Genomic DNA, 6092 nt, shown 5'->3' with positions numbered 1-6092 from the left:
TGTGACAGGCGATGCAGCCGGTCCGCTCGTAAATCGCCTTGCCTTCGGCGGCATTGCCGGTGGTCTGCGCGGCTTTCACGATGCGGGCGACGTAGTCCTTCGTGTAGGCAGGCAGGGCGCTGTTGATGCCCGCGAGTTTCATGAGCAACGGCGAGAGCTTTGCGTCGTTGCGTCCGATGGTGTTGAGCGCTTGGAGCGCCACTTTGGCCTCTGCGACGGACATCGCATCGGGCTTTTGCAAGGCACGCAGCAGAGCCGCGTGACCCTCGGCGCGGCTCACCAGCGCTTGCAGCAACGGCGCGGCTTCCTGAACTGATTGAAGGTGCCGCAGAGCATGCGAGGCCACCTCGTCGGGCTTGATGGTGATGAGCGCATCGAGGGCCTGCGGCACCTTCTCATCGAAGGCGAGCTTGCGAATGCGATCCGCAAACGCTGAGACCTTCCAAACGCCGGCGAGGCGCAAGGCCTGCGCACGAAGCGCCGGGTCCGTCGCATCAAAGAGCGGCATGAGCAGCTCTTCGGCATTGGATGGGGCGGCTGTTTTCATCGCAGCGAGAATGGCCGCGTCCTTCCCTCCTCGCCCGAAGATGAACGCCACATCATCAGCGCTGGCGACGGCGGCCAGCGCTTTCAGCCATGTCGCCTGCCGCCCGGCATTGCCTTCGTGCTTCAAGATTTGATCGCGGATGATCGCGGGCACTTTCTTCGGCGTCGCGTCCGTCGCCATCGCCATGTTCTTGCGATCACCGGCGAAGCCCTCGGCTTGTTTTTGTACCTCCTTCGAGTCGTTCTCCGCCCAGCTATTCTGCAGCGCAAAGATCAGATGCTCGTCCTTGTCGAAATCGAATTTTCCGGCTGCGAGCAACGGCGACCAGAGCGGATTCAGCACATGCAGCGTCTTCGTGAGCGCGTGCAGGTGGTAGGCGTTGAATTCCTTGTCGAGCGCCCGCGCGGCCACCACTGCGGCGCGCGGATCGTTCACGTAGCTCGCGGCGACGATGGCCTCCAGCCGCACGAGTGCGTCGTCATCGGCGACCTGTGTCTCCAGCAGTTTCAGCGCGCCGGGCAGTCGTCCATCGCGCGCCCATGTGCCCAGGGTGCGCGTGGCGTAGGCGCGGATGCGGGCGTCTTTGGAACGCAGCAGTTCCTTGAGCAGCTCCGGCTGCGGCGACTCGTGCGCTTCAAACAGCGAGAGCGCCTGGAGTCGGCGGTATTCGTTGTCCTTCTGCTTCGGCAGCCATGCGTCGAGGGCGGCGAGCACTTCCTTTGTGTCCTTTTCAAAGAGCAACCGTTTCGACTGATACCACGCCCAGCGCTCCGGCGAATCGAACTGCTCCAGCAACTCGCTGGCGCTCGCATTTGCCAGCTTCACCGGCTTGACCGCCGCACCGCCCTTCCATGTCACGCGCCACACGCGCCCGTGCTGCTTGTCGCGATCCGGATGCCGGTAGCTCGCCTGGTAGTGACCGATGATCGGGTTGTACCAGTCGGCCACATAGATGGCGCCATCCGGTCCCATGCGGACTTCGACCGGGCGGAAGACGTTGTTCTTCGCCTCGATGATGTTCGGCAGCAACTTCGTGGAGAACATGCCGTTCTCGGACTTCATCTCGTGCCACTCCAGCAGATTCGCGTAGTAGCCGCCGATGAGGACGCGGCCCTGCATCTCCTTTGGAAAATGGCTGCTATGCAGAAACTCCATGCCGACCTGTTTGATCGGCGCGAGGCAGAGATTCATCGCCTGCGCGTTCACGGCGAGGCTGGAGCGCACGAGTCCCGGCGTGCTGAAGTACGCGCCGATGTTCGCGCCGCTCTTGTGAAATGGCTGCCCGTATTCCGTGGTGATGACGCCCCAGCAGTTCGCGCCCGCCGAGGAGAACTGGAAGAACGGATCGAGATACCCGGTGCGCGGCCGCAGACGCCACACGCCTGCGCGGTTCAGCGTCTCCACGCCAAATGGCGTCTCCACGCGCGAGTAAATGTGATGCCCTTGCGTGAACCACAGCTCGCCGCCGAAGCCCCAGTTGATGCAGTTGATCATCTGGTGCGAATCCGCCGTGCCGAATCCGCCGAGCACGATGCGCTTCGTGTCCGCGCGGCCGTCGCCATCGGTGTCCTTGAAGTGCAGCAACTCGGTCCCCTGCGCGACATAGAGGCCGCCGTCGCCGAGTTCGATCCCGCTCGGCATGAAGAGACCCTCAACGAATTTCGTGAACTGGTCCGCGCGGCCATCGCCGTCCGTGTCTTCGCATACGAGCACGTAGTCGTTCGCCTTTTCGCCCGGCTTGATCTGCGGGTAGCTCACCGCGCACGCGACCCACAGCCGGCCGCGCTCGTCCCAGCGCATCTGGATCGGCTTCACGATTCCGTCCACCTCGCTCGCGAAAAGATTCACCTGAAAGCCATCGAGGATCTTGAAGCTCGCGAGTTCCTCCTCGGGCGACAGCGGTTTCGCCGAAGGCGGCTCGACCGGAATCGAAGAGCGAATGCCGATGGGCGTCACCGGCTGGCCCGCGAGCGCGAGCGCGATGTTTTCCCCGGCCTGTTTCAGCAGCGGCAGGAAGTCCTGCATCTCCTGCGGAAAGATGCGCTTCGACGGATCCTTCCAATCCTTCGAGTAAGGCTGCGTGGTGCGGTCGCCGCTGAGGAAGGCCCAGTTCATCGGCCGCCAGTAGTCGAACCACAGGCGCTCGAACTCGACGACTTCCTTGCGCACCGGATCGTTGACGACAGGCGTGAGACCGAGACCGACCGCAATGCGATCGGCGACAAAGCGGTGGCCCGTCTCGGAAAGTTGATAGCCGTTTTCCGTCAGCGGACCGCGGTCTGCTCCCACGCGATCGATCTCGATGAAACGAAGCCCCAGCTTCGCCGCCAGCTCGCGAATCGCCTTCGTGTAAGCGGCGAGGCTCGCGTTGTGTATCGCCATCTTCCCCTCGAAGGCCACCGGCGCGACCAGCACCACGCGGCGCGCTTCGTCGGCAAACTCCGCGATCAGCTTCTCATACGCCGCGATGAATGCTGGCAGTCCGCGCTCGCCCGCGAGCGACTCCATCTGCCCGAACTGCGCGATCACCATCGTCGCCCCGGCTTCGCGGAGTTGCTGCCGCCAGTCGCGCTGCTGCCGCCAGCTCGTCGTGCCCGTCTCGGTCTGGATGCGACGCTCGGCCTGCTGCCGCTTCGCGTCGAGTTGCTCGACATTGCCACCATCGCGCCACTGCTCGAAGACGGTGTCGCCTTCCCAGCCAAAGTTGCGCACCGTGATCTTCAGTTCCGGCTTCGACGCGACGAGTTGCGTGTGCAGGTGGCCATTGAACCGCGTGCGCTCGATGTTCGATCCGCCGGTGAGCGCGATAACGTCGTTCGGCCTCAGCTCGAAAGACTGCGCAGCGGATACAAGGACGGTGAGGGTGAAGAAGAGAGCGGTGAGGAGTCGCATGGGCAGTTGGGCGGAAGAGTTGGCAGACGAATGAGGTCAGGCGAATTGCAGAAGCCGGCATACCAATCGCGCGCCCCCGTTGTCGTTGAGCAGAGCTACTTCTTTGCAGTCAGTTCCTCGATCACGAGATCTTTGTAGCGGACGATCGAGGTGGCGTTGCCGTGGATTTGCACGGCGATGATGCCGCTCACATCGATGCCGGGTTCGGTTTCCGTATAATCGACAGTCTGCACGCCATTGAGCCAGATCTGGATGCGCGGCCCTTCGGCGCGGATGCGATACTCGTTCCATTCGCCGAGCGGTTTCTGCGCCTTCGCGAGCACCTCGGGCGTCGGCTTAGCGAGGACCTTCTTGCGACGGCTCTCGTCGTATAAAGCGCCATCCATCCCCGCGCCGAGATCCGCCTGATAGCCCGACACCTCGTGGTGATTCGGGATGCGCTTCGTGCGGAACTGCACGCCGCCATTCACGAAGCCCGTCGTGCCTTCGAGCTTCCACTTCAGCGTGAGTTCGAAGTCCGCGTATTCCTTCCTGGTCGCGAGAAAGTTGTTCTTCTCCTGCTTCTTCTCCAGTGAGCCCGCGACGAACGCGCCGTCCTCGATGCGCCAGACGGAATCAATGTCATCCTCCCACTCGGCAAAAGTCTTGCCGTCGAAAAGCGGCACGGGCGCTGCGTGAACATGGCAGACGAGGGCGAGCAGTGCGGAGAGGAGGGCGGGCGTTGTTTTCATGGGAGCGGATGTCGCGAGGGCAATCGGGCCGACGCGGGAAAATTGGAGACTACTTCGGTGAGGCCACGCCGAGGGAAACGGAATCCGATCTCTGTGGCTGCCCGGTTCCGCTCACGATCTCGAAGCCGACTCCCGCGCCCGTCTCCGTGACTTTCAGCGGGAGGCTCGCTCCGCCTTCACGCCGAGCCCGGCATCGGCGAGGCTCACGGCGTTCAGGGTGTCGAACCGTGCGCTCGGTCCCCCGGGCGCCGCCGGCAATGGCCCGGGAGTGTCGTTCGTCTTCTCAAACGTGCCGCGCGCCTGCACCAGCGTGGGGGTGACGGACTCCACATGCGGCCTGCGTGCGGCGGCAGCGAGTTCGGCGCGGGTTTTGATGCCGGCGAGATTGTCGGGGAATGCGGCGACAGCGAACGACGAATGGAGAGTGATGACTGACGAGAAGAGCAGTGCGATGTGAAGGATGGGGCGTGGACTGATTGTGACTGGGTGTTGGTCTTCTGGACCACCGAGGCACGTTGCACGCAAAGGCCGGAAATGAAGTTACTTTTCTCTCGGTGCATCGTGAATCTGCGGTTCGTCATTCGTCATTCGGATTTCGTCACTCCCTACTGCTCCATCAGCCGCTCCTCGCGCGGGGCGGAGATGACGGGCCAGCCGGTGATGATCTTGCCGTCGCCGGGCCAGAGGCGCACGCAGCGGCCGGGGCGGAAGCCTTCGATCATGCCCTGCTTGCCGACGATGAGGCTCACGCGCACACCGCTGTCGCCGTCGCCGAGCGGCGCGCTTTTGGTGACGACGCTGGCGCCGCCTTTCGCGTCGTTGATGGGATCCCACACGCGCAGGCTCTCGGCGGCGGTCGCGGCACGGCAGGAGCCGAGCGGGGTGAAGGCGTCGAAGAGCTTCACGTCCACGCCGCTGAAGAGGGTGATGCTGATCTTGCCGAGTTCATTGTCCACCGCGTCGATCCACCCGGCGAGGCCGCGCTCGCGCTGGAAGCGGCGGTGTCTCTCGAGCTGATGCGCGGTGGCGGCGGCGCGGCTTTCCCCGTCGAGCCAGATGGCGGTGATGCGACCCGGGCCATACATCGTGGCGAGCGTGATGTTAAAATTTACGCTGAGTCCGGGCTGCACGTCGGTGAGTGCGGCGAATCCCCTTCCCCGCCACACGCGCGCGTCCGCGCCGATGTCGAAGACCAGCGTTTTCGCGTCCGCATTCTTGTCCGCGCTGATGGCGGTGACGGTGAGCTTGCCCGCGTCAGCGTCGAGGCTGTCCACGCGCCACGAGCGGCCGAGGCGCGCATCGCGGCTGAAGTCGTCCTCCAGCCGCGCGACGCGGCTGAACTCGATGTATTTGCTGAGCCGCCCCGGCAAGCCGAGCACGGGCTTGTAGGCATCGGGAAACTGCGGGACCGGCGGCCCCTCGAAGAACGCGGCGTGCAGATGCGTGCCGGGCGGGATGTCGCGCAGATCCGCGGGAGCGCCGTGATGCATCACCGTCGCGTAAGGCAGCAGCGCGAAGGGATGCGGGCGGTCCCAGTTCACGCGGTTCTGGTCGTCTGCGCGGTCGTCGCGCAACACGCCCGCGCGATTCACATGGTCCACGGCGATGAGTTCACCCGCGAGCACACGCGTCTTGTCGAGCGGCGCAAATTTGCCCGGCTCGATTTGGTAGTTCGCGGACACGGCCACCTTGGCCTTCGCGGCTTGGGCGAATGACGGATGCGGAATGACGAATGCCGAGAGCAGCAGCGCGAACAGCAGCGCGATTCGTTTTGAACCACGGGGACGCGATGCACGCAGAGGTTTGGAGGACAGGCGAATGGGGACAAGCGAATGTGCCTCGGAATCGCTGCTGGCTTGGAGCGAGCCTTTGGTTCCGAAGGAAAAAATCTCCGTGTGCATCGTGCCTCTGTGGTGAAGGAT

The 6092-nt window shown here is 63.9% G+C and carries 4 protein-coding genes; all 4 read right to left on the bottom strand.

What is annotated here, in order from left to right; all coding sequences use genetic code 11:
• On the bottom strand, window positions 1-3439 hold a 3439-nt coding region (locus tag ACKVY0_RS10255), incomplete at its 3' end, for a PVC-type heme-binding CxxCH protein (RefSeq protein WP_409214723.1).
• Window positions 3440-3534: 95 nt separating this feature from the next.
• Window positions 3535-4170 (bottom strand): DUF1080 domain-containing protein, encoded by a 636-nt coding sequence (locus tag ACKVY0_RS10250; RefSeq protein ID WP_409214722.1) that lies wholly within the window; start codon window positions 4168-4170, stop codon window positions 3535-3537.
• 153 nt (window positions 4171-4323) lie between these two features.
• Window positions 4324-4695, bottom strand: a complete 372-nt coding sequence (locus tag ACKVY0_RS10245) for a hypothetical protein (RefSeq protein WP_409214721.1) — start codon at window positions 4693-4695, stop codon at window positions 4324-4326.
• Window positions 4696-4775: 80 nt separating this feature from the next.
• Window positions 4776-6071, bottom strand: coding sequence for a hypothetical protein (locus tag ACKVY0_RS10240; protein ID WP_409214720.1), 1296 nt, complete (start codon window positions 6069-6071; stop codon window positions 4776-4778).
• Window positions 6072-6092 lie beyond the last annotated feature (21 nt).

Source organism: Prosthecobacter sp., assembly GCF_046154365.1.
In the GTDB taxonomy this organism is placed as follows: domain Bacteria; phylum Verrucomicrobiota; class Verrucomicrobiia; order Verrucomicrobiales; family Verrucomicrobiaceae; genus Prosthecobacter.
This window is presented reverse-complemented; position numbering and strand designations above follow the sequence as displayed.